Source organism: Bacillus sp. G402 (genome assembly GCF_051172515.1).
GTDB classification, from domain to species: domain Bacteria; phylum Bacillota; class Bacilli; order Bacillales; family Bacillaceae; genus Bacillus; species Bacillus altitudinis.
In genome coordinates, this window is the sequence record NZ_JBPIZC010000001.1 from 626,319 (window position 1) to 649,410 (window position 23,092).

The window sequence follows — 23,092 nt, forward strand, 5'->3', positions numbered from 1 at the left end:
AAGGAAGGTATATGTGTGCCATTTTTTAATATTTTGATTGAACTCTTTATCGGATTTTTCGCTTTATTTTCCATTACAAAGCTATTAGGGAAAACACAATTTGCACAAATCACGCCGTTTGATTTTATTTCTGCACTGATTTTAGGGGAGATGGTTGGTAACGCCATTTTTGATCCAGAAGTCAGCGTGCTACATATCCTTTTTGCAGTTGCAGTCTGGGGCGTTTTAATCTACACAGTTGAATGGCTTTCACAAAAATTCAAATCCATTCGCGCTTTTTTAGAGGGAAGACCGACTCTTGTGATTGATAAAGGAAAGATTCACTACAATCGATTAAAGAAAAATATGCTTGATTTAAATCAGCTGCAGACGCTGATTCGAGCGAAAGGGCATTTTGCTCTTAATGAAATTGAATTTGCCATTTTGGAAACGGATGGGTCTGTGAGTGTGCTTCCGAAAATGAAATATGCACCAGCTACAGCCGAAGATGTGAACGTGAAAGGAAAAGAAGTCACATTGCCTAGAACGTTTATTATCGACGGAGAGATTTTAAAAAAAGATTTAAAGGAAGCTGGATTTGATGAAGCGTGGCTGAGAGAGCAATTGAAAAAACAGCACATATCCTCCTATAAAGACGTCCTATTTTGTGAATGGATTGAAAATGAAGGAATTTATGCGATGAAATATGAAAAAACATCCACAACCTAACACAGTGGATGTTTTTTTGTGTTTTTTTGTTTTATCACTGAATAGGATCAAAAAGAATACGTCAATGAAAACGTTCACAATATAAGGGGGAGATGTGTGATGAAGTATGGAAAACGACTGCTGATGATGGTATTGGCCTTACTGCTTTTTGACTCAGCTTATGCGCAAGCAGCTGGACACAACCATCAAACAAACCGCGTGCTTATTGTCGATCAAAAAGGAAATGGGACATTTCGAACGGTTCAATCTGCCATTGATGCGATACCAGTGAACAATCAACAGCAAACGACGATATATATTAAAAATGGTGTGTATAAAGAAAAGATTCTCCTTCCGCAAAATAAGCCGTATGTGTCCTTTATTGGAGAAAATCAGTATCAGACGATTCTGACGTATGATGATACAAATGCAAGCAGCGGGAGCACAACCAATAGCTCTAGTACAATGATTCGGGCAAATCATTTTTACGCAGAAAATATCACGTTTCAAAATACAGCTGGCCGAAACGCAGGGCAGGCGGTTGCCCTTTATGTGTCCGGGGACCGGGCTGTGTTTAAACACGTACGTGTTCTCGGTTATCAAGATACACTTTATGCCACAGGCACAGGGAGACAATATTATGAAGATTGCTATATCGAGGGCACGGTTGACTTCATCTTTGGTTCAGCAACGGCTGTATTTAAAAGAGCTGAAATAAAAAGTCTTGGAAATGGGTATATTACAGCGGCATCCACAACAGAAGCGCAAAAGTATGGCTACGTTTTTATTGATTCCACGTTAAATAAAGGAACGGCTGCGTCTCAATCTGTGTACTTAGGCCGTCCGTGGAGACCTCATTCGGCTGTCACGTTCCTCCAAACAAAAATGGATGAACATATTAAAGCTGAGGGATGGCATAACTGGGATAACAAAGACAATGAAAGAACGGCTAGATATCAAGAATATGGATCAACAGGCGCAGGGAGTCATTTGGCAAACCGGGTGAAGTGGTCAACGATATTAACAAAAAACGAAGCAAGTCAAATCACCGTTCAATCCGTGCTTAGCGGAAGCGATGGCTGGAATCCTGAAAATAGGTAAAAGAGGCTTGTCAGTTTTCGTCAAAGAAAGCTGACTTTTCTGTTTAAAAAACCTTTGAGAACAAACGTTCTTTTGTGTATAATGAACATAATCTGCTAAATTTGGCTGCTTTTCTAAAAAGGAGGGATTGCGTGAAACGTTTCTCACAGGTCATGTTTTTACAACTATGTATTTTGTCGATGTTATTTCTCCCTTTTTCAGTGAAAGATGAACAACTAACAGCTCATGATGATCAATCAAAATGGATCACTTCCTTAGACGAATTCATTCGAACAGCACCTGATCTAGAGGGCGCGATTGCTGGCATCAGCGTACGCGATACTTCTGACACTTCCCTTCTTTATGAACATCAAGCGGACATCCGTCTGACTCCTGCTTCTAATATGAAACTACTCACATCTGCTATCGCACTCGATCTACTGGGTGAAACACACACTTTTCCAACAGACGTTTGGATGGATGGTTCAATCCAAAAGAAAACATTGCACGGCAATCTTTATCTCCGAGGCACTGGAGACCCGACATTGTTAGAAAGCGATTTTGCCGCATTAGCCAAACAAGTCAAAAAGGCCGGAATACATACGATTCGTGGACAGCTTGCGGCTGATGATACTTGGTTTGATGACACAAGGTATTCCATCGATCTGCCGTGGAGTGATGAAGATCAATATTACGGCGCTCAAATATCTGCTCTTACTGCTTCACCGAATGAGGATTATGATGCAGGAACGATCATTCTCGAAGTTAAGCCGGGAAAGAAAGCAGGGCAGAAGGCCAGCTATGAGATGATCCCGAAGACTGACGTCGCTCAAGTTATCAATCAAGTGAAAACTGTGCCAGAAGGCGGAAAGAAGAAAATATCTTTTAAACGCTCTCACGGTACAAACAAAATTACACTGACTGGGACGATTCCGCTAAAAGCATCATCGTCTAAACAATGGGTCGCATTATGGGAACCGACAACGTATGCTTTAGACTTAATGAAACGAGCATTAAAGGCTGAGGGGATTGAGCTGAAAGGGTCACTCAAAACAAAACAAGTTCCTAAAAAAGCGAAAAAAATCGCTTCCCATTCATCAATGCCTTTATCCGATCTTCTTGTTCCGATGATGAAATTAAGCAACAATACACATGCAGAAATTCTGTTAAAAGAACTTGGGAAGCGGGTAAAGAACAAAGGGAGTTTTGACAAAGGGCTTGACGTGCTGAATGAACGTCTTCCTGCCTATGGCATCGATGCATCTATGACTGTGTTGAGAGACGGATCAGGCATATCACCCATTAACCTTGTTTCTGCAAACCAATTCACTTTATTTTTGACAAACATTCAAAAGGAAAAATGGTTTAACACCTATGTCCATGCACTTCCGTTAGCTGGGGCAAGTGAGCGTATGGTGGGAGGTACATTAAGAAACAGATTGAAAGAACCAGCTACACTAGAAAAAGTGCGTGCAAAAACAGGTACGCTATCAACGGTCAGCACACTATCTGGATATATTGAAACGCAGAGTGGAAAAACGCTTGCTTTTTCCATCTTATTGAATCATCTCGTTGATGACGAAAAAGGAAAAGAGATAGAAGACCGCATTGTCAGCATGTTAGCTGAGGATCTTTAGACAGAGAAGGAGAACCATCATGACGTTAGATAATAATCAATCTTTAGTAAAAACCATGTCGATCTTTCTAATTCCACTTTTATTAAGCAATATTTTGCAATCAATTGGACAGCTTGTTTCCATTGTGCTTGTCGGTAGATGGATTGGAGAGGATGCAGTAGCTGCGATTTCTGCATTCTTTCCACTTTTCTTTTTACTTGTTTCTTTTTCCATTGGGATTGGATCAGGGAGCTCGATCCTTATTGGACAAGCATACGGAGCAAAAAATGAGCAGAGGTTAAAGGAAATTATCGGTACAACGCTTTCGTTCACCTTTTTAATCGGACTTTCTTTAGCTGTCATTGGAGGTTTTTTTGCCACAGATATTTTACATCTGATGGGGACACCTGCAAATATTGTGGAGGAAAGTGCGGCATATGCCAGAATCCTATTCATCTCCATGCCCATCTTATTTCTTTATTTTGTCTATACAACTTTTTTACGAGGAACAGGAGATTCAAAAACACCATTTTATTTCTTAATGATTAGTACAGGAACCAATATTTTATTGCTGCCAATTTTATTATTCGGCTGGCTTGGTTTACCGGCATTTGGTTTATATGGTGCTGCGTATTCTTCTGTGATTTCTACAATCGTTACGTTTATCATTCTTCATATCTATCTTTATAAAACAAAGCACCCGCTGCGCATTGATGCGTCGGTTAGAAAGCATTTATTGATGAAAGGGGATTTATTAAAAACGCTATTAAAGTTAAGTATCCCTTCTAGTATTAATATGATTCTCATTTCTTTATCAGAAATTGCTGTCATTTCTTTTGTCAACGATTATGGATCACAGGCGACCGCAGCTTATGGCGTTGTCAATCAAGTCGTAAGTTATGTACAGATGCCCGCAGTGAGCCTTGGTATTGCGGTTTCTATCTTCGCCGCACAGTTCATTGGCGCAGGAAACATGAATCGTTTGAAAGATGTCATTAAAATTGGGCTGGGGCTAAACTTTGCGTTAGGCGGATTGATTATTATTTTCGTCTATATTTTCGCACCACAAATTTTATCTATCTTTTTAACAGATCCTGCAACGATTGATATTGCATATAGTTTGGTCGTGATTACACTATGGAGCTATCTCATTTTCGGAACAGCACAAATCGTTGCTGCCACGATGAGAGCAAGTGGAACAGTTCTATGGCCGACCATCTTTAGTATTTGTTCCATTTGGCTTGTTGAAGTACCAGTGGCTTATGTGCTATCACACCATACATCGCTTGGGATCAAAGGAATCTGGATAGGATATCCTGCAGCCTTTTTTGTAAACTTATTGCTCCAATACGGCTATTATCGACTGGTATGGAAGAAAAAGCAGATCGTTGCACTTGTCCAATCATAATGTGAGCCTATCATCTGGCATATATATACGAAGATCGATTACTTTGTAGGGGGTCTGATCTTCTATGTTTTTAAACCAAAGAAGTGAGCTCAGTTCGTATGATATCGGTGACTTCACTTATGCTGGACCAGATTTTCAAGTCTTGACGTGGGGAGAAGGAACAACGCTGAATGTAGGAAAGTTTTGTTCCATCGCAAACGAAGTAAAAGTTTTTCTTGGTGGTGAACACCGAACAGATTGGGTCACAACGTATCCATTTAATCAAATTTTCAAAGAAGCTGCCCATATCAAGGGACATCCCAAATCCAAAGGAGATGTGCACATAGGGCACGACGTATGGATTGGAAATGGAGCGACGATTATGTCAGGAGTATGTATAGGGAACGGAGCAGTAATTGGAGCAAATAGTGTGATCACAAAAGATGTACCGCCATATGCAATCGCCGCAGGAAATCCGCAGCAGCTCATGAAATACCGATTTTCATCTAAAACAATTGAAAAACTTCAGTTGTTAGAATGGTGGAATTTAGAGTTTACCGTCATCCAATCTATTTTTCACCTCTTACAATCTAATGATATCGAACATTGTATAAAAGTCATAGAAGACATAAAAAAGAAAGGCTGAAAAAGCCTTTCTTTTTTCTTTTTTTGCTTAACTGAGCCGTATGATGGTCAAGGTTGCTCCGGCCGCACCACCACCGCCAACTAATATAGCTGTGACAACCACTCCAAAAAACTGCAGTGAAATAGTATTACCAGCTGTTAAATTAACAATGACAGTATTGTTAATAAATGAAGTAGAGATAGTAGGTGATTGAACAGAACCAGAAATAGTATTTGTTCCATTTAACAGTAAACGCGTATTAATCAAAAGTGCTGTAGTGGTGTTGACTTGATACGTAATATAATATTTACCTGTTTGCAGAACGGTAAAAACCGTACTTGTGCCGTTTGCTGTAAAACCGGTAATGTTTTGAAAGTTCGGCAATGGAATATTCGTTCCCGAGGCTACAGTAACAATGGTAGGACCAGAACTATTAGCAGCATATAGTGCTGTATCCGTAAAACCACCTGTTCCAGTAGGTCCGGTAGCACCCGTGATACCTGTAGCGCCAGTCGGACCAGTTGGTCCAGTGCTGCCCGTCACACCAGTGGCCCCAGTAGGTCCGGTTGAACCTGTGATTCCCGTGGCCCCAGTAGCTCCAGTAGCACCCGTGATGCCAGTGGTCCCAGTAGGTCCGGTTGAACCTGTAATTCCTGTAGCACCAGTAGCTCCAGTTGAACCTGTGATACCCGTGGCACCAGTTTCTCCAGTTGAACCTGTGATTCCCGTAGCGCCAGTCGGACCAGTTGGTCCAGTGCTGCCCGTTGCCCCAGTAGGTCCGGTTGAACCTGTGATTCCCGTGGCACCAGTAGATCCAGTAGCACCCGTGATACCCGTTGCCCCAGTAGGTCCGGTTGAACCTGTGATACCAGTAGCACCAGTCGGACCGGTTGCACCTGTGATACCCGTGGCACCAGTCGGACCGGTAGCACCCGTGATACCTGTGGCCCCAGTAGCTCCGGTTGAACCTGTGATACCAGTAGCACCAGTAGCTCCAGTTGCACCCGTGATACCAGTAGCACCAGTCGGACCGGTTGAACCTGTGATACCTGTAGCACCAGTCGGACCGGTTGCACCTGTGATTCCCGTAGCTCCAGTCGGACCAGTTGGTCCAGTGCTGCCCGTCACACCAGTGGCCCCAGTAGGTCCGGTAGCACCTGTGATACCAGTAGCACCAGTCGGACCGGTTGAACCTGTGATACCCGTGGCACCAGTAGCTCCGGTTGAACCTGTGATACCTGTAGCACCAGTAGGTCCGGTTGAACCTGTGATACCCGTGGCCCCAGTAGCTCCAGTTGCACCCGTGATTCCAGTGGCCCCAGTAGATCCGGTTGAACCTGTAATTCCTGTAGCACCAGTTGCCCCAGTCGGACCGGTTGAACCTGTGATACCCGTGGCCCCAGTCGGACCGGTTGAACCTGTGATACCCGTGGCCCCAGTAGCTCCAGTTGAACCTGTGCTACCAGTGACCCCAGTCGGACCGGTTGCACCTGTGATACCTGTAGCACCAGTAGGTCCGGTTGAACCTGTAATTCCTGTAGCTCCAGTCGGACCAGTTGGTCCAGTGCTGCCCGTTGCCCCAGTAGGTCCGGTTGAACCTGTGATACCCGTGGCCCCAGTAGCTCCAGTTGCACCCGTGATTCCAGTGGCACCAGTAGCTCCGGTTGAACCTGTGATACCCGTGGCCCCAGTAGGTCCGGTTGAACCTGTGATACCTGTAGCACCAGTAGGTCCGGTTGAACCTGTGATACCTGTAGCACCAGTAGGTCCGGTTGAACCTGTGATACCCGTGGCCCCAGTAGCTCCAGTTGAACCTGTGCTACCAGTGACCCCAGTCGGACCGGTAGCACCCGTGATACCTGTGGCCCCAGTAGCTCCAGTTGAACCTGTAATTCCTGTAGCACCAGTAGCTCCAGTTGCACCCGTGATACCAGTAGCACCAGTCGGACCGGTTGAACCTGTGATTCCCGTAGCTCCAGTCGGACCAGTTGGTCCAGTGCTGCCCGTCACACCAGTGGCCCCAGTAGGTCCGGTTGCACCTGTGATACCAGTAGCACCAGTCGGACCGGTTGAACCTGTGATACCCGTGGCACCAGTAGATCCGGTTGAACCTGTGATACCAGTAGCACCAGTCGGACCGGTTGCACCTGTGATACCCGTGGCCCCAGTAGCTCCAGTTGAACCTGTGCTACCAGTGACCCCAGTCGGACCGGTTGCACCTGTGATACCTGTAGCACCAGTAGCTCCGGTAGCACCTGTGATACCTGTAGCACCAGTAGGTCCGGTAGCACCTGTGATACCTGTAGCACCAGTCGGACCGGTTGCACCTGTGATACCCGTGGCCCCAGTCGGACCGGTAGCACCCGTGATACCTGTAGCACCAGTAGCTCCGGTAGCACCCGTGATACCTGTAGCACCAGTAGCTCCGGTAGCACCTGTGATACCTGTAGCACCAGTAGGTCCGGTTGAACCTGTGATACCAGTAGCACCAGTCGGACCGGTTGCACCTGTGATACCCGTGGCCCCAGTCGGGCCGGTAGCACCCGTGATACCTGTGGCCCCAGTAGCTCCAGTTGAACCTGTAATTCCTGTAGCACCAGTCGGACCGGTTGAACCTGTGATACCCGTGGCCCCAGTAGCTCCAGTTGCACCCGTGATTCCAGTGGCACCAGTAGCTCCGGTTGAACCTGTGATACCCGTGGCCCCAGTAGCTCCAGTTGAACCTGTGCTACCAGTGACCCCAGTCGGACCGGTTGAACCTGTGATACCCGTGGCGCCAGTAGGTCCGGTTGAACCTGTGATACCTGTAGCACCAGTAGATCCAGTTGCACCTGTGATTCCCGTTGCCCCAGTAGGTCCGGTTGAACCAGTAATTCCTGTAGCTCCAGTGCTGCCCGTTACTCCAGTAGAACCTGGAGCACCAGATGCTGCCAAAAGCGTATAATCCGGGGACGTATCTGGCGTACCTAAAGGTGGAGCAGAGTTCACAATATACGTACCACCTTCATAAGTGACCACTTGACCGACTGAATACATTGATGCTCTTTCTGGATCATATGTTTCAATACCACTTAATCCTACCCCTGTAGGGCCAGTTGGGCCAGTTTTCCCAGAAGCCGCCAAAAGGGTATAGTCGGGGGAAAGTCCAGGTATTCCTGAGGGAGCATCTACCTTAGCAATATAAGTACTGCCATTATACGTGACAACTTGACCAGCCTCGTAATCTTGTGATTGTGAGGGGTTAAAAGGGAGGACACCGGTTAATCCGCCAGCAGGTCCGGTTGGTCCGGTAGGCCCAACCGGACCTGCTGGGCCTCTTCGTCCAACCCTTTGAATTATTTTTGATTGTTTTTCTCCTTTTGCACAAGACGGATCCCCTTGAGGTCTGTTTTGTTTTGAATGTTCTTGTTTAATAAAAGGACAGTCTCTTCTTTGAGGACGATCATGACGTGATCTTTTGTAATGAGGCTGCTCATGATATCTACCGCAAAAGGGACATTTGTGATCGAATTGATTGTACAAATTGCCCATCTCCTAAAATTGATATTTCATTCTATGTACGAATTTTTAAATCGGAAGTAAAACCTAGAAAATTCATCATTTCGAAAATCATCGAATCAAATCATTTAAAAGTTAAATCGTTTTATGTTATGGTGTTGAAAGAATGAAACTAGTATGATTTTTGAAAGAAATGGGGCATCATGTATGAGTCAATCAGTTTTACAACGTGCAGCATATTCCGTGTTAAATTTATCCTCTGTAACAGAAGGTGGCACAATCAAAGAGTCATTTGAACATAGTATGGATTTAGCAAAAAAAGCTGAGAAGTGGGGCTACCATCGATATTGGCTTGCGGAGCATCATAATATGGAAGGGGTTGCGAGTTCAGCAACATCCGTCTTAATTGGATATATTGCCGGAGGGACTGAAAAGATCCGGGTTGGTTCTGGGGGGATTATGCTTCCAAACCATTCTTCACTCGTTATTGCAGAACAATTTGGAACACTGGAGACTTTGTATCCAGGGAGAATTGATTTAGGTCTTGGCAGGGCACCAGGAACAGATCAGTTAACGGCAAGGGCACTTAGACGTAATCTTCATAATGGGGAGGATTTCCCTGAGCAGCTTGAAGAACTTCGGCAATATTTCAAACCGACTGGTCAGGTCAAAAAACATGTAAGAGCCGTTCCGGGAGAAGGATTGGATATACCAATTTGGCTTCTTGGTTCAAGTGGTTTTAGTGCAAGGCTTGCAGGAGAACTGGGACTGCCATTTGCCTTTGCGGCACATTTCTCCCCTAAAAATACCATTCCTGCTTTAGAATTATACAGACAGTCATTTCAACCTTCAGATGTGTTAAAAGAACCTTATGCGATGGTTGGTGTGACGGTTTTTGCTGCTGATCAAACAGAGCGGGCTGAATATTTGGCGACGTCTCATTATCAGCGCTTCTTGAGCCTCATTCGCAATACACCAGGAAAACTCAAAGCCCCTGTTGAAAGTATGGATGGGCTATGGAGTCCATATGAGAAGGCGATGGTGGACGAACAATTAAGTTCGACGATGATCGGGGATAAACAAAAGGTGAAAAAAGAGTTAGAAGCCTTTATTGAGGCGACTCAAGCAGATGAAGTCATGATTAATTCTGATATGTTTGACCATCAAGAAAGAATGCGTTCTTATGAAATCATTGCAGAGATATTTCAGGAGGAACAAGAAAAATAAGAATAAAAAAAGAACTGCCAAGAGCAGTTCTTTTTTATTTATGCTTTAGTAAACACGCGAAATGGTTGTCCAACTGGCAGTACTGTACGACCAAAATGTGTATTCAGCACAACAGCTGCAGAACCATAAAATGAAAGAAGAGAAATAATCAATTCTGCAATACCAGCCATCGTATGAGTCACATCGTACATCACACCAAACGAGCTTAGGGACAGGCCAATGAATAAGAAATCAATAAAGACGAAAATCAAAAACAATACTTTATGTGTTTCCATTGCACCGATCGTCATAAATAAGCTGAAAATCAAATAACCAATAAAAGCAAAACCTAGTTGTTTTGGGTCCGCAGCTCCCGCAAGCGTTTTCCCAAAAACGCCCGCTTGAATGAGCCAAGTGGTTCCAACGCCCATCCAAAAAAGACCGAATGCGCCGAAGGCAGTGGCTCCAAAAATATTATGATGCTTTGAATCTTGTATGGACGCAATCAGCTGCGCGATTCCTCCAAGGAAGATAGCCCAAGGTAAAATAAGGGATGTGCCATCTGTGATTCCTAGTTTTTGTGAAGACGCAACAAGCGTCACCATTGCTAAACCAAACAAACCAAGTGGTGTTGGGTCTGCGATTGATAATCGAATTGCTTGAACATTCTGTTTTTCCATAATGACCTCCTACAATTTGCACTTACAAAAGATACTCGAATTCGATAGAAACGTCAAGCTCTTTTTTAGTAGACACTTGCAACGTCTTCCAAATAAATCTATATTTAATACAATACATCATACATGTGATAGAAAAAGAGGGATGAGAATGAGTAAAGGCTTAGCTGGAAAGACCATTGCCATATGCGGAACAAGAAAAACAGAAGAAATGCGTACACTTGTTGAAAAGCAAGGAGGACAAGCTGTTATTCGTTCTCTTCAGGGCACTGTATTTTTAGCCAAAGAGGAATTGAAGCCAGGCATAGAAACCTTTGTAAAGAAGGGAGCTGACTGGGTCATTTTAACAACGGGTATCGGCACAGACACATTAATTGAAAGTGCAGAAGAGCTGCAGCTTGGAGAAGCTTTTATGAACATTTTATCAAGTGCCCATATCGCTTCAAGAGGATACAAAACGTTTGCGGCTCTAAAAAAACACGGCATTCAGCCAGATGTTTCTGATGAAGATGGAACCGTTCGTGACCTCATTTCAAAGTTAGAAGACAAAGAACTTCAAGGTAAACGGGTCATGGTGCAGCTTCACGGCGAAAATGCACCAGCTCTCATTGATTTTTTACATCACAAGGGAGCAGACGTTTTGCAGCTCATGCCATATCAGCACACGCCCCCTGAACCAGAGGCGGCGGACACTTTGCTTCAAGAAATGAAAGAAGGGAAGGTCCATGCCGTTTGTTTTACAACCGCTGTTCAGGTTCATGCCTTTTTCAAACTAGCAGAAGAATGGGACAAAAAAGAAGAACTGCAACATCTATTCGAGCAGAATGTATTAGCTGTAGCTGTTGGAAAAGTCACAGCTGAAGCTTTAAAAGAAGAGGGGATAAGCCGCATTCTAGCCCCTTCACTTGAAAGAATGGGTGCAATGATTATGGAATTATCTCAATATATGAAAAAACAATCGACGCACGCATAGAAAAAACGCCTTTCACATGACGAGTGAAAGGCGTTTTCGTTAGATTGTCCGTTTTCGATTTGTGCGAATTTTTTTCAAAACGAAATACAGTACGATGAGAACGATGGCAATGACCATAATTGGTGTTGTATACGTGTGAGCGACACTTTGAATGTGGTCCCATTTTGTCCCAAGCTGCATTCCAAGATAAATAAATAGGATGGACCAAGGGATGGCGGCTAATCCGGTCAAAAGAACAAATTTGAGAAATGGCATCTTTGCAATACCAGCTGGAATCGAGATCGCGTGGCGCACGACTGGGATAAAACGAGCTGTAAATACGACACCAGTTCCATATCGGTCAAACCAGCGTTCTGCCGTGGCAATATGATGCTCATGGATGAATAAATACTTCCCATACTTTGTTAAAAAAGGTCTTCCGCCGTAAAGGCCGATCCAGTAAATAAAGCACTGGGCAAGTGTTCCTCCAATAACCCCAGCGATGACGGCTCCAACAAATCCAATGCTTCCTGTTGACACCATATATCCGCCGTAGGCAAGTACAATTTCACTCGGAATAATTTCAATCATCAGTCCAAGTGCAACACCTGCGTAACCAAGGCTTGTCAGCCAGGTTAAAATTTCATTAAACAAGGTTCCCATTCATTTCACTCTGCCTTTAAATACGAATTTTCTTCAAGCATCCTTATAAGAGCCTATGCTTGTTTTGCTTCTCTCATGAGTATGCTTTGCATATATGCTAGCATGGCTGGCCGCATATCATGACGCATCAATCCAATTTCAGCCGCTGCCTTAAATGAGCCCAGCTTATCACCAACGTCAAATCTCATCCCATCTAATTGTTTTGCATAAATGGGTGATTCATGTGCAATGATTTTCAGGGCATCTGTCAGCTGGATTTCGTTCCCAGCACCTCTCTCGATTCCTTGTAGAATAGGAAAAATCGATGGTGTTAACAGATACCTGCCCATCACGGCTAAATCGGAAGGAGCTTCATGAATAGCTGGCTTTTCCACTAAGTCTGTGACTTCAAACACTTGACCGTCTACTCTAGCTGGTCTTATCATACCATACTTACTGACATCTAGACGATCCACTTGCTGGACGCCAATGACCTCTCTTTGTTTGTCTTCAAAGACTTCCATGAGCTGAGAGAGTGCAGGTCTTTCTGACACCATGACATCATCACCTAAAAGGACCGCAAAAGGATCATTGCCAGTAAAATGACGTGCACATAATACCGCATGTCCAAGACCTAAGGGCTCCTTTTGACGAATATAATGAATATTGGCCATATCCGCAATATGTTTGATTTCAGCCAGCTGTTCTTTTTTTCCTTTTTCAAGCAACGTGTGTTCTAGCTCAATCGAACGGTCAAAGTGATCTTCAATCGATTTTTTATTTCTTCCTGTGATAATCAGTATATCTTCAATGCCTGATTGAACAGCCTCCTCAACTATGTATTGAATGGCGGGTTTGTCGATAATCGGCAGCATTTCCTTTGGCTGTGCTTTCGTTGCGGGTAAAAAACGTGTGCCTAATCCGGCTGCTGGTATAACGGCTTTTTTAATGTTCATTGAATCATCGCTCCATTTCTGATCGTTTGTTTTCTGATGGAAACACCCATAGGCGGCTTCCAGTAAAAGTGATCATCATGCCAAGAAGGGTACCAATCGTTTTACTAATGAACAATGAGAAGCCTGCTTGCTGCATGACATATAAGACAACATAGGTGAGGAGACACGCGACGCCGTTGACTGTGGCCCACTTGATCCATTCCCACCTGTCCGCTTTCTTTTTTACTTGGAACGTCCATTTTCGATTCCAAACATAACTGTTTAGCATTCCTGCTGTATAGGACAGGCACTGTGCAAGAAAAGAGGGAACAAAGCAAGCAGTGAAAAAAAAGAAGAACAGAAAGTCAATCATCGTATTGCTTGCGCCTATAGTTAAAAATGTGGCATAGGTCCGAATATTTTTCTTTGTCATGCGAAGGATCATCACCTCCTAGTGTTTGAGTGGGTGTATGAATACTGTACAAAAGCGAGTTGACGAATCAATGAAGAAAAGATGAAAAAAACATGAACAAGCGATATCTGTTTTTTCAACAGCTCGTGATATAATTTGTAAGATGAAACGAACGGTGGTGCACATGCATGTATTTAACAATTGGAGAAACAGCTGAATACTTAGAAGTATCTGAAGCATATGTTGAAAAATTAATCCAGCAAAAAAAGATTCGTTACGTATTTGACGGGAAATCGTATCTCATTTATCAAGGGCAGTTTCAAACCCATATGAAACAGCTAGAACAATATAAAGAGCTCATTCAAGACATCTTAAATGAACCGATCCCTGAGGACCCGGACGTAAAAGATGAAGATTAAAAAAGACTGTACGAGAAGGGAGAACCTTTTCATACAGTCTTTTTTATTGGCTGACACCCGTTTGGACAATGTTCATATGACAATTCACTTGGACATCTGCATCAGGGTAGAGTTTTTGCCATTTCTCCGGTGTCATGGCTTTATCTTTAGAGCGATACCTCAAACCAAGTCCAAGTGGATCAATTTTTTGCTTTTTAAAGGATTGAACAAGGTCTTTTCCTTGCTGGGCCACACGCTTCTCTACTTCTTTTTCAACATGCTGCAAGATAGAAGGCGTATCGATTTTTTTTGATTTCATAAATTCTTTTAACTCACCTTTCAGCTTGATATCAATGGTGATATGAGGCTTTTTTGAAAGGTTTTCAGTTGGTTTAATGTGATAAGACACATGTGATTTGATATTTTCAATGACAACATGGGTTTTCTTTGTGTCATTAAATCGAAACTCATAAATCCCATTTTTATGATTTTCAATCATCGCTTTAAACGTAAACGTATCTTCCCCTGGAATATGCCCAACCATTTTTTCTTGATCAAAAAGAGCGACACCTGACACTTTAATAGAGTTGCTTGTATTTTTAATGTAAGGGAGGTAGGCATCCACGCCTTTTGCCATCATCTGATTCATAAAAATATGCTGATTGGTCACAGGTTGATTGCCATTTCGCATGTTTTGGGCCAGCAAATCTGAAAGATATACACCGATATTTAAGTTGGTTTGATTCATCTTTGTATACAACAAATCTTCAACTTCTCCGCCTACTATGGCAAATACTTGACGGGACCCAATGATCGGATCACGATAGATGTAATTCATCAAATCAATCATACCCACTTCTTTCGCCAGCTTTTCACTTATTAAAATCACGAGTACTTGTCCCATGACAACGGGGAAAGGCGATTTTTCCGACACAAGAAACTGAATATTACTAATGGTATTTGACTTAGCACTTACAATTTGATAGCTTCCTTGTTCTTCGCTTTTAAAAACAGGGAAAACAAAGAAGCCCTTCATTTCTCCATCATCCAATAAGTCAAATCCCGCTGCCTGCGAGATACTTAATTCATCTAAGAGACGAGGCTGTGCACAGCTCGTTAAGAAAAGGCTCAATAACATGATACACACGAGAATATAATGTTTCATGCGCGTTTTTTCACCCACCTTTTTTTCAGCAGCAGCCCAATGATCATACATCCAGTCAATCCATATATGAGGATATATCCGCTATATTCCACCCATTTATTAAACGTCTCAAAAGAGGTGGCCTCGATCAAAAATGAAAACATGACGAGAATGAGAAGGCTGAGAACAATTAACGTCATGCGTTGGCTCGTGTGAAACACTTGTTTTGCCATTCTGCTGGCTGCCCATAATGGAATGGCGATATTTGGAACGATAAGCAAAAGCCATAGGGACACTTCAATAAATTCAAAGCGCTGGATAAACGGAAGTTTGACAATGCTGGTTAATGTCAATGTTGGCCATTTCGTTAGTTCAAGCTGAGCACTTGAGTAGTACGCTATAGAGACGAGAAATACAAGCAAATTCAGGCATGTAGTCAGCAACACTCCCATATGTGCAAATTTTTGCGACGTTTGTGCTTTTTTAATAAAGGGATAATAGACAAGCAATGTTCCAAAACCAAACATGGATAAAGAGGCATCTTTGACCCCCATCATGAGTTGTGAAAATGAATGATCAAACATGGGGAACATAAAGCGGATGTGACTATATTTCATGACATAAAAACAGATAAAGGTCATCCAGTACGTTAGGACAATGCTAAAGAATGCCCAGCCAGCGATTGTTCTAAATCCGCCTGTGTGAATATAATAGACGAGGATGAGCAGCACTGATGCAAATAGAAGACCGGGAATTTCTTTAAACAGCCAAACATGGATTACATCCATATAATGAACAAGCACAATCAAAGACAATGAAGAAAAATACAAAATGTAGAGAATGTTGATGAATTGTCCAAGCCATTTACCAAACACAGATTGCGTAATGTCACTAAATTCGTCAGTAGGTGCTTTTTTAAACAAAAAGTAAATGAGGAAGATCATCAAATTGACGCTTGCACCAGCAATGAAAATGGCGATCCACCCATCATTATTAATCGTCCGGACAAGATTCGTCTGGAAATTTAAAATACCAACACCTACTTGATTGGCATTGATCAGAAAAAACACAAAAAAAGGGGATACTTGAAATTTTTCTTTCACAGAAGAAGAGCTCATGCCTTCACTTCCTTATTCATAAAAATCATTTTTCCCCTTACGGCCTTGCTTTGGCTTTTGGCGGTGTATCGTTTCATTTTGCGGCCGTAAATTTTCTGGACGTTTTTTCAAAAAGCGGAGCTGGGGACGAATCAAACTACCCTTTAAATCGGCCAATCGAAGTGGAAAGATTGGCTCTAAGTAAGGTTGTCCTATAGACGTTAATTTCATTAAATGTGTAAGAAGAAAAGCCCCCATTAGCGAAATCCCTAGCGCTCCCCACACTTGTGCAGCAAAAAGAAATGGGAAACGTAAGAGACGAATGGTCGTCCCCATTTTATATATAGGGGTGACAAAAGAGGCAAGAGCTGATAATGCGACAATAATGAGCAGGATATTACTTGTTAATCCCGCTGCAACCGCAGCCTGTCCGATCACAATACCTCCAACAATCCCGAGCGTCTGTCCGACTTTTGCAGGAAGGCGAGATCCGGCTTCTCTAAGTAGCTCAATCGATATCTCTAAAAATAATGCTTCAATAATAGGCGGAAAGGGCACGAGATAGCGTGATGCTACGATCGTTTCTAATAAGTCCTTAGGAATCAGTTCATAGTGAAACGTTAAAACAGCTACATACAAAGGGGTTGCAAAAATAGAAAATATCACAGCAAAAATGCGTAACAGCCGAAAGGAGGATGCTGCGATCCAAGACATGTTATAGTCTTCCATTGTTGAAAAATACTCGAGTAAAATTGTAGGTGCAAGCAGGGTATGAGGCGAACCGTCAACCATAATGGCTATTTTTCCTTCCGTTAAACCTGAGGAAACCCTGTCTGGTCGTTCTGTATTTAAAAACAATGGAAAGATTGTATTGGACACATCATAAAGCATTTGCGCAAGATAATTAGAATCTAGAATTTGGTCATAGTCAACATCTTGAATCCGCTGAAGAACGGTTTCAATGTTTTGCGGGTTGGCGATATCCTCTATGTATACAACGGCTACTTTCGTTAGAGAAAGGGTACCGACTGTGTGTTCAACTACTTTAAGGTCAGGAGTGGGCAGCCTGCGTCTGAGCAAGTTTAAGTTTGTGTCCAGCCCTTCCACAAAGGCTTCCTGCGCACTGATAATCCCGAATTCAATCTCAGGTTGGCTCACTTGTCTGCCTTTCTTTTCTTCAATCGGCAAAAGGAGCGCTTTGCCCCAGTCTGTCTCAATTCGAACAGCAATACTGCCTCGATGAAGAGCTTCTTCCACTTTTTGAAGGTCCCTCGTAATCACAGCTTGTTCAATTGGGATGTGTTCTTTCAGCTCTTCAAGGGTGGGGGTTAGATGCAATTGCTGAATAAAAGGCAAGATTTGTTCATGAAGGAGATTGCCATTAATTAAAGATCGAAAAAAAGAAATTCTGTAAAGAAAACCTCCGGAACTTGATAATTCATTGATAAAATCAGAAGAGCGCGATAATGCTTCAAATACTGAATTCGGGTCCTTTTGATGAGATTTGTTTTTCTTCAGCACTTGAACCATCTCCTTCCGTGATTTGCATCTATTATCCAACCGATCATCTGAAGATATGCATAAAAAAAGCGTTCAGCTTCATGAACTGGACGCTTTTTTTCCATATTGAACGGCTTCTAATAAAAAGTCAGCCAGATGAATCGCTCTCATGCTAGGCATATGTCCTGCCTTTTTGACGCCAGCTGCCATTTGTAATTGACAACCTGGATTCGACGTCACAATGGCAGCTGCAGCTGTGTTGCTCGCTTCCGTCATTTTATGATCTAAAATTTGCATCGACATGTCTGGCTGCAAGATATTGTAGATTCCTGCAGATCCGCAGCAGCGGCCGGCATCTTTCATTTCTTTAAACGTTACCCCTTGAATGGCTTTCATGAGCACCCTCGGCGCCTGTTGTACATTCATCCCATTTCGTAAATGACAGGAGTCTTGATAGGTGATTACTTGCGCTGGCAAAGCCAGTGGCACGCGGCGGTGAAACTCCAGCTCCACAAGGATGCTTGATATATCGGTTATTTTCTGTGAGAAGGCTTTACTTCGTTTTTGGAAATCTGGGTCATCCTGAAGCAAATGACTGTAATCACTTAAAAAGGCGCCGCAGCCGCCCGCGTTCATGACAATCGCATCGGCATCTGTTTCCTCGAATGCTTCAATATTCCGCTTGGCTAACTGTTTTGCTTGGTCTTTTTCTCCGCTATGACCATGTAGCGCGCCGCAGCACGTTTGTATAGGAGGAACGATCACATCGCAGCCTGCCAGCTGCAAGAGATGAATGGTCGCTTTGTTTGTGTTTGAGAAAACTGTATCCATTAAACAGCCAGTAAAAAACGCCACCCGTTTTTTTGCCTGACCAATGGCTTTATATTCATTCAAACGTTTTTTCTTTTGAGGCGGCACCTTTGGAAGTGCCTGTTCCATCAACTGTAAATGGGAGGGAAGCACCTTCAGTATGCGAGTCTTCCTGGCGGCTGTTTGCAGACCAGATGTTTGATAAAATCGAAGAAAACTAGCAGCTTGTCGCATACGACGTTGTGACGGAAAGAGACCTTTAAACACAACACGTCTCATCAATTTGACGGGAAACGATTGTTTTTTATGTTGTTGAATAATGTCTCTTGCATCTTCTAGCAGCTGTCCATACTTGACGCCAGAAGGGCAGACTGGTTCACATGCACGGCAGCCGAGACAAAGATTAAGGGAATGTTCAACATCTTCATCTGGCTCAATGACGCCATCTCTTACAGCTTTCATTAACGCAATTCGGCCCCGAGGGGAGTGCGTTTCTTTTTGTCCAGATTCAATATAGGTAGGGCAGGAAGGGAGGCAGAATCCGCAGCGCATGCAATTAAGCAGCTCCTTTTCATCCATTTGCTCCTGAAACTGCTGCTGGATCTCTTTTTGCTTAGAAGAAGAACTCATGAGACCACCACTCGCTTTCTTGAGGCTTTTCCAAACACTTTATCTGGGTTCATGATATGTGCAGGGTCAAGTGCCTGTTTAATCGCCTTCATTGCAGCGATTCCTTCTTTTTTGACCTTCAGCTCCAAATAGGGCGCTTTCATAAGACCCACGCCATGTTCGCCTGTAATCGTGCCGCCAAGGGCAACGGCTTTTTCAAAAATGGCCTGAAAAGCAGCTTCTACCCGTTTCATTTCTTCTTCATTTCTTGCATCTGTCGCACAAGTGGGGTGTAAGTTGCCATCACCGGCATGACCAAACGTACAAATGTTCACCTCGTACTTTCGTGCAATGTCTTCAATTGCACGAACCATATTGGCAATTTCAGACCGGGGAACGGTAGCATCTTCTAAAATCGTTGTAGGACTTAATCGAGCGAGGGCAGATAAAGCAGAGCGTCTCGCTGTTAAGAGAGCACTTGCCTCTTCTTCTGAATGTGCAATCTTGACGCTTGTAGCCCCGTGTTGCTCACAGACTTCTGCGATTTTTTGGATATCACGAGAAACAGCTTCAGGGTTGCCGTCCTGTTCAATTAATAACACAGCTTGAACGTCAGTAGGCAGGCCGATGTTTGCAAAATCTTCAACGACTTCAAGGGTCGGCTGATCCATAAATTCTAATGTAGCAGGAATGATACGCTCAGCAATGATGGCCGATACAGAAGTCGCAGCTTCTTCAAGGCTTTCGTATAAACAAAGCATTGTTTGTTTCGTTTCTGGAAGCGGCAGGAGCTTTAGCACCGCTTCTGTGACAATCCCGAGTGTTCCTTCTGAACCAACGAACAATCGAGTCATATCATATCCAGCGACATCTTTTGCAAGCTTTCCGCCTGTTTTGATGATGTCACCATTTGGCAAAACCACTTCAAGCCCAAGGACATAATCCCTTGTCACTCCATACTTTAACCCCCGCAGCCCCCCTGAATTTTCGTTAATATTGCCGCCTAATGTGGAAATTTTCATAGAGCTTGGGTCTGGCGGGTAGAAGAGACCTTTTTCCTCTACTTGATGAATCAATTCCTGCGTAATTAAGCCAGGCTGCACCGTTGCGGTTAAATTTTCTTCGTCTATTTCTAATAATTGATTCATTCTAGTAAAGAGAATCACCAATCCGCCCTGAGTAGGGCATGTTCCTGCGCACAGATTCGTCCCTGAGCCTCTTGGGACGATCGGCACTTTGTAAGAGGCGCACAGTTTCACAATTTGCTGCACTTCTTCAGCCGTGTGAGGCCGCACGATCGCATCTGGCATCTGTTGAAAATTTGGTGTCGCATCATAAGAGTAGGCAAGACGATCCGCCTTGCTGTCTTGGACATTAGGCGCACCGACAATATCTTTTAATTGATTTGAAAATTCTGAATCTAGCATATACAATCACTCCCGCTCATTTAACGTCTCGTTTCTACCAGTATAAAAAAAGAACCGTCACATGACTATAGACGATTCTACAAAATATCAGGCTGTTTTATCGTATTTTTTGTATCATGATCTAAAAGCAGCAAGGCCAAATAAAAAAGCATCGCATCTTGCATACGCTTTGGATCAAGTGTCGTTAAATCCTGAATCCGTTTTAGTCTGTAATGAAGTGTATTAATATGGACATGCATAGCTTCTGCTGTATGTTTCAATGAGTAATCCGAAGCGATGAGTACCCGCAATGTTTTCACTAGTTCTGGATAGGGGAAAAGGGACGCAATCGTTCGATCAAGAAACGCATCTTTTGTTTCCTGACTGATTTCCTCCATAAAAAGTTCAAGCGTCAAATCTTCAGCAAACACAATGGGTGTTTCAGCATGCGCCAATTTTAAAGCGCGAAACGCTTGATGAAAGGACTGCTTCATGACATGAGAAGCTGCTGGTTTTCCTGCCCCCATTAAAATCCTCGATGGTGACAGCGCTGTGAGCGCAGCATGAATATGGAACAAGCGCTTGTGCCATGTATCACGACCATCTGGTGTGGCTTGTAGCATGAGCAAAAAACGTGCATGCCCCCAGCGCACAATGATCTCCTGATTGGTGAGTTGCAGTTTGTCCTTCATCAGTTTGTATTGATCCTGCTTCATAAACGATTCGTCTTGACAATCAATGAGAATAGCGACACGCTGCTTGTTGACATCAAGGCCAAGCCGCTGCGCTTTCTCGGTCATATCAACCGCTGTCTCTGGCAGATGAAGCCAGTCGAACACAAAGGCTTCAAGCTGCCGTTCATCTGTTTCCGTTTCTTGAAAAAATTCATGTTCTTGAATGAGCAGCTCCGTCATTTTACGTAAAATGTCGCCAAAAGGGGAGACATGCCTAGGATCACCTGTCATTCCAATGACCCCAATGACTTCTTGTTTAAAATAAATAGGCAGATTGATACCGGCTTTGACGCCTTTCATCTGCAGCACATCATCCTTTGTGAGAATTCGTTTCTGCCCTTCTAAGGATGTGACATATGCACCTTCATGAAATTGACCAATTCGTGCTGGATCTGTTGCAGCAATAATGGTTCCGTTTGTTTGTGTGATGATGATTTCTTCCGTCAGTACCTTTTTGACCTCATCTACGATTTTTTCTGCCAGTGTCATTGTGAGCAAAACGGTCCCCTCCGAGATGTTTCTTTTTCCACTATCATACCATCATATGCTCAGGCATATCTTTCTTTTCATGTGTTATGCTAAAATAAAAAACGCATATGAAGTAGATGAAAGGAGATACAGTCATGTCACTGCAAAATCGCTTACAAGATTTATTGAAAGAAGGGCAGGCGCTCACCGACTTTGAATATAACAAAGCCGCAAGTCAAAATTGGCCGCTAGAAGGGGCAAAAATGACAGAAGAAGCACGCTTTGCTGATGTTTATATAGAACGTGTAGACAAGGAATCGGAGGAAATGATTCAAACAGAAAATGCTTCCTTTTTAAATACACCTCTTACATACGTAAAAAAACAACAAAAAGAATTCATTTATATCGAGTCGAAGTGGTTTGATGTGGTGAGAGCCGACGGACTTGCCATAGAATGGGATGAAGTATTTCAGACGTATACCGTGTTATTCGGATTGAAGCGTCCTAAAAAAGATACTGGATTACTAAAAGAGATGCTCTCAACATTAAATGGTGCTCAGCTTCAATTTAATGGGCAAGACGGGTTATTTGATGTCAACATTCCGCTTCTTGAACTAGAGGACATCAAAGAAGATACACCTTTGATTGGTGTGATCTCAGCAGTGTACCGCTATTTATTCAACTTGCTCATGCAGCTTGAAAATGAATGAATCAAAAAACGGCTCACATTCCTGAGCCGTTTTTTAGAGCAATCCTCTTATGAATTGAGCCTCACCCATCCCGAAGCTCCAATCGGCGTCTCCATTTTCCACGATGGAGATCATCACATCCGTCTTGGCAACCCCGCATTCTTTTTCTACACGTTCTGCGATTTGTGCATAAAGCTGTTCCTTTTGCTCTTTCGTCCGCTGTTTACTGACAACACTAATGACAACAAGATCTTTTGTTCTCGGATAACCAAGCCCAGTGTCTTCAATCATCATCTCTTCAGGGCGGTGCTGATGAACAATTTGATAGCGATCTCGTTCAGGTACCCCAAAGGCATCAACCATTGCTTCATGGCAAGTGTCCAGCAGTTTTTTTAATTCCTCTTTTGAACGGCCTTCTATCACGTCAAATCGTAACAACGGCATCAGGTCAACCTCCAAATATGTGTTAAATGTACAATCATAATGTAACCAACACTTCGCCGTTTCACTCTTTTGCGCA

General features: G+C 43.2%; 21 protein-coding genes. 9 read left to right on the forward strand and 12 right to left on the reverse strand.

Annotated elements, in window-relative coordinates; translation table 11 throughout:
- Positions 1-15: 15 nt before the first annotated feature.
- From ACSBQP_RS03400 to ACSBQP_RS03420, 5 genes are all read left to right on the forward strand, one after another.
- A complete protein-coding gene (locus ACSBQP_RS03400) occupies positions 16-708 on the forward strand; it encodes a DUF421 domain-containing protein (RefSeq protein WP_008346595.1) in 693 nt (230 codons plus the stop codon).
- Between the two features lie 99 nt (positions 709-807).
- Positions 808-1,788 carry a pectinesterase family protein gene (locus ACSBQP_RS03405; protein ID WP_171465470.1) on the forward strand — a complete coding sequence of 327 codons (981 nt, stop codon included), beginning with the start codon at positions 808-810 and terminating at the stop codon, positions 1,786-1,788.
- A 131-nt stretch (positions 1,789-1,919) separates the two neighbouring features.
- Positions 1,920-3,404, forward strand: coding sequence for a D-alanyl-D-alanine carboxypeptidase/D-alanyl-D-alanine endopeptidase (gene dacB / locus ACSBQP_RS03410; protein WP_171465469.1), 1,485 nt, complete (start codon positions 1,920-1,922; stop codon positions 3,402-3,404).
- Positions 3,405-3,423: 19 nt separating this feature from the next.
- Complete coding sequence (locus ACSBQP_RS03415; RefSeq protein WP_035391804.1) at positions 3,424-4,791, forward strand: MATE family efflux transporter; 1,368 nt, start codon at positions 3,424-3,426, stop codon at positions 4,789-4,791.
- Positions 4,792-4,855: 64 nt separating this feature from the next.
- Positions 4,856-5,416: a CatB-related O-acetyltransferase gene (locus ACSBQP_RS03420; RefSeq protein ID WP_136944875.1), complete on the forward strand. Its 561-nt coding sequence runs from the start codon at positions 4,856-4,858 to the stop codon at positions 5,414-5,416.
- Between the two features lie 27 nt (positions 5,417-5,443).
- Here ACSBQP_RS03420 and ACSBQP_RS03425 read toward each other — a convergent pair whose 3' ends face one another.
- On the reverse strand, positions 5,444-8,917 hold the full coding sequence (locus tag ACSBQP_RS03425; RefSeq protein ID WP_435028189.1) for a BclA C-terminal domain-containing protein: 3,474 nt from the start codon (positions 8,915-8,917) through the stop codon (positions 5,444-5,446).
- Between the two features lie 183 nt (positions 8,918-9,100).
- Here ACSBQP_RS03425 and ACSBQP_RS03430 point away from each other — a divergent pair, with 183 nt between their 5' ends.
- A complete protein-coding gene (locus ACSBQP_RS03430; RefSeq protein WP_008346608.1) occupies positions 9,101-10,120 on the forward strand; it encodes an LLM class flavin-dependent oxidoreductase in 1,020 nt (339 codons plus the stop codon).
- A gap of 38 nt (positions 10,121-10,158) precedes the next feature.
- Here ACSBQP_RS03430 and ACSBQP_RS03435 read toward each other — a convergent pair whose 3' ends face one another.
- The gene (locus tag ACSBQP_RS03435; protein ID WP_007499188.1) at positions 10,159-10,779 is read right to left on the reverse strand and encodes an acetate uptake transporter; all 621 of its coding nucleotides are present in this window, start codon (positions 10,777-10,779) and stop codon (positions 10,159-10,161) included.
- Between the two features lie 148 nt (positions 10,780-10,927).
- Here ACSBQP_RS03435 and ACSBQP_RS03440 point away from each other — a divergent pair, with 148 nt between their 5' ends.
- Complete coding sequence (locus ACSBQP_RS03440; protein ID WP_035391809.1) at positions 10,928-11,749, forward strand: uroporphyrinogen-III synthase; 822 nt, start codon at positions 10,928-10,930, stop codon at positions 11,747-11,749.
- A 39-nt stretch (positions 11,750-11,788) separates the two neighbouring features.
- Here the strand turns inward: ACSBQP_RS03440 and ACSBQP_RS03445 are convergent, their stop codons facing one another.
- The 3 genes from ACSBQP_RS03445 to ACSBQP_RS03455 are packed head-to-tail and all read right to left on the reverse strand — an operon-like array spanning position 11,789 to position 13,750.
- Positions 11,789-12,391 (reverse strand): DedA family protein, encoded by a 603-nt coding sequence (locus tag ACSBQP_RS03445; RefSeq protein WP_007499192.1) that lies wholly within the window; start codon positions 12,389-12,391, stop codon positions 11,789-11,791.
- 53 nt (positions 12,392-12,444) lie between these two features.
- Positions 12,445-13,326 (reverse strand): UTP--glucose-1-phosphate uridylyltransferase GalU, encoded by an 882-nt coding sequence (gene galU, locus ACSBQP_RS03450; protein ID WP_039167895.1) that lies wholly within the window; start codon positions 13,324-13,326, stop codon positions 12,445-12,447.
- Positions 13,327-13,330: 4 nt separating this feature from the next.
- A complete protein-coding gene (locus tag ACSBQP_RS03455; RefSeq protein WP_342462620.1) occupies positions 13,331-13,750 on the reverse strand; it encodes a GtrA family protein in 420 nt (139 codons plus the stop codon).
- Positions 13,751-13,905: 155 nt separating this feature from the next.
- Between ACSBQP_RS03455 and ACSBQP_RS03460 the strand changes: the two genes are divergently transcribed.
- Complete coding sequence (locus tag ACSBQP_RS03460) at positions 13,906-14,136, forward strand: excisionase family DNA-binding protein (protein WP_017367401.1); 231 nt, start codon at positions 13,906-13,908, stop codon at positions 14,134-14,136.
- Between the two features lie 43 nt (positions 14,137-14,179).
- Here ACSBQP_RS03460 and ACSBQP_RS03465 read toward each other — a convergent pair whose 3' ends face one another.
- The 6 genes from ACSBQP_RS03465 to ACSBQP_RS03490 form a co-directional block, all read right to left on the reverse strand.
- Complete coding sequence (locus ACSBQP_RS03465; RefSeq protein ID WP_008346619.1) at positions 14,180-15,280, reverse strand: Ger(x)C family spore germination protein; 1,101 nt, start codon at positions 15,278-15,280, stop codon at positions 14,180-14,182.
- Entirely contained in the window at positions 15,277-16,377 is a 1,101-nt protein-coding gene (locus ACSBQP_RS03470; RefSeq protein WP_008346621.1) for a GerAB/ArcD/ProY family transporter, read from the reverse strand. The genes ACSBQP_RS03465 and ACSBQP_RS03470 overlap by 4 nt, the downstream gene beginning before the upstream one ends.
- A gap of 12 nt (positions 16,378-16,389) precedes the next feature.
- Positions 16,390-17,877 carry a spore germination protein gene (locus ACSBQP_RS03475; protein ID WP_046527667.1) on the reverse strand — a complete coding sequence of 496 codons (1,488 nt, stop codon included), beginning with the start codon at positions 17,875-17,877 and terminating at the stop codon, positions 16,390-16,392.
- A 78-nt stretch (positions 17,878-17,955) separates the two neighbouring features.
- On the reverse strand, positions 17,956-19,296 hold the full coding sequence (locus ACSBQP_RS03480; RefSeq protein ID WP_435028190.1) for a (Fe-S)-binding protein: 1,341 nt from the start codon (positions 19,294-19,296) through the stop codon (positions 17,956-17,958).
- Positions 19,293-20,702 (reverse strand): glycolate oxidase subunit GlcD, encoded by a 1,410-nt coding sequence (glcD, locus tag ACSBQP_RS03485; RefSeq protein WP_212356216.1) that lies wholly within the window; start codon positions 20,700-20,702, stop codon positions 19,293-19,295. The genes ACSBQP_RS03480 and glcD overlap by 4 nt, the downstream gene beginning before the upstream one ends.
- Positions 20,703-20,779: 77 nt before the next feature.
- Positions 20,780-21,913 (reverse strand): CdaR family transcriptional regulator, encoded by a 1,134-nt coding sequence (locus ACSBQP_RS03490; RefSeq protein WP_435028191.1) that lies wholly within the window; start codon positions 21,911-21,913, stop codon positions 20,780-20,782.
- Positions 21,914-22,038: 125 nt separating this feature from the next.
- Here ACSBQP_RS03490 and ACSBQP_RS03495 point away from each other — a divergent pair, with 125 nt between their 5' ends.
- Complete coding sequence (locus ACSBQP_RS03495) at positions 22,039-22,593, forward strand: hypothetical protein (RefSeq protein ID WP_046527663.1); 555 nt, start codon at positions 22,039-22,041, stop codon at positions 22,591-22,593.
- A 33-nt stretch (positions 22,594-22,626) separates the two neighbouring features.
- Here ACSBQP_RS03495 and ACSBQP_RS03500 read toward each other — a convergent pair whose 3' ends face one another.
- Entirely contained in the window at positions 22,627-23,016 is a 390-nt protein-coding gene (locus tag ACSBQP_RS03500) for a tautomerase family protein (RefSeq protein WP_017359513.1), read from the reverse strand.
- Positions 23,017-23,092 lie beyond the last annotated feature (76 nt).